Here is a 1,632-nt window from a genome sequence, read left to right as displayed (position 1 = left end):
CGAAGGCCGTCATTGCGAGGAGCCGCAGGCGACGCGGCAATCCAGAGCCACGCAAAGACGCCCTGGATTGGTTGACCTTCGGTCGCCTTCGGCCCGCTGCGCTCGCAATGACGCGCGCGCTGGCCCCTGGATCTTACGCAAACAGCCCATGCACATACCAGTCCGGGTTCGCCTTTTCCTCGCCATAGAGGCCGTGCCGGAACAGCCAGTAGCGCCGGCCGCGAGCGTCCTCGACGCGGTAATAGTCGCGGGTCAGGCCGCCGTTTCCGGGTTGCTGCCCATCCTTGCGCTGCCACCATTCCGACGCGATCCGCTCGGGCCCTTCATAGCGGATCACCTGATGGATCTTGCGCCGCCAGGTGAAGCGATAGGGCGGGCCGTCGGGGACTTCGGCGATCACCTGCACGCGTTGCGGCGGGTCGAACATATGCAGCGGCCGCATCGGCGGATTGTCGGCAGACAGTCTCTGCCACGGCACCGGCGGCGGGGCGTTGAGCGCGGGCAGGGCAAGCAGGCCCTGTTCGGGGATATGGCTGTCGGCGGCGACAAATTTCTGCACCCGGTCGCGACCCAGCCTGGTGCTGAGCTGGCTGACCAGAGCGACTTCATCACCCTGCCGGTCTTCGCCGCCTTCGAGCCGCAATTGCTGCGGTGCCAGCACTTCCGAAGAGACGATGCTCAGCCGGATCAGATCATAGCCGAAGCCGGGATTGAGCGGGTCGTTGAGCGCCTCGATCCGTTCGCGCAGCAGCCGCTGGAACAGCGCCGCATCGCGGGTCGGCGCGCCGGTTTCCAGACCGAGTCGCGCGATATCGCCATCGCAGCGGAACAGGAGCATCCGGATCATCCGCGCGCCCTGGCCGCGCTCGTTGAGCCGTTCTGCGGCTTCCGCAAATAGGTCCGACAGACATTCCAGGGCGGCATCGATATGGGTCAGCGGCTCGGCAAAGCGGCGCTCGGTGACGACATTGCCGATCCGGCGCAGCGGATCGATCGGCCGGTCTTCAAGCCCGAGAATCCGGTCCAGCCGGACGGTGAGTTCCATCCCGAAGCGCGCAGCCAGATTGGCGCGCGGGCGTTCGGCCAGATCACCGACCTTGTACAGTCCGGCCCGTTCCAGCGCCTGATGGGTCTTGTCGTCCATCGCCAGCGCCGACACCGGCAGCTGCGCCTCGGCGCCTTCCTTCAGCCCATGTCGGGCCAGCGCCAGCGCGGCGTCTGGGGTTCCAGCCAGGGCCCAGCAGGTGCCATAGCCCGCCGCGTCAAGCCGGTCCTCGGCATCCTGCGCCAGCGCGGTCTCGCTGGCATAGAAATGCGCCGCGCCGCTGATATCGAGGATCAACGCATGCGGCGGCTCGACCGCCACCATCGGGGTGTAGCGCTCGCAGGCTTCCGCCAGCCGGGAGAGCAGGTCGGCGTCGGCCAGCGGATCATGGTCAAAGGCGAGCAGATCCGGCACCCGCGCCCGCGCATCGGCGAGCTTCATGCCCGGCCCAAGCCCCAGGGACACGGCCTGCCGGTCCGCCGCCATGATCACCATCGCGCCGCGAATTTTTGCGGTCAGTGCAAACGGATGCTCAGGCGGCCCGAGCGCCCGGATGATCCGTTCGGACGGCAGCCAGGGCAGAAACA

General features: G+C 67.6%; 1 protein-coding gene. It reads right to left on the bottom strand.

Annotation, left to right across the window (positions count from 1 at the left end; genetic code table 11):
• Nucleotides 1-133 precede the first annotated feature (133 nt).
• On the bottom strand, nt 134-1,632 hold a 1,499-nt coding region (locus VOI27_RS23115), incomplete at its 5' end, for a DNA polymerase Y family protein (protein WP_323769028.1).

The organism is Marinovum sp. (genome assembly GCF_034669705.1).
Classification (GTDB): domain Bacteria; phylum Pseudomonadota; class Alphaproteobacteria; order Rhodobacterales; family Rhodobacteraceae; genus Marinovum.
Note: the sequence above shows the minus strand (reverse complement) of the source record. Positions and strands in the feature narration are given on the sequence as shown.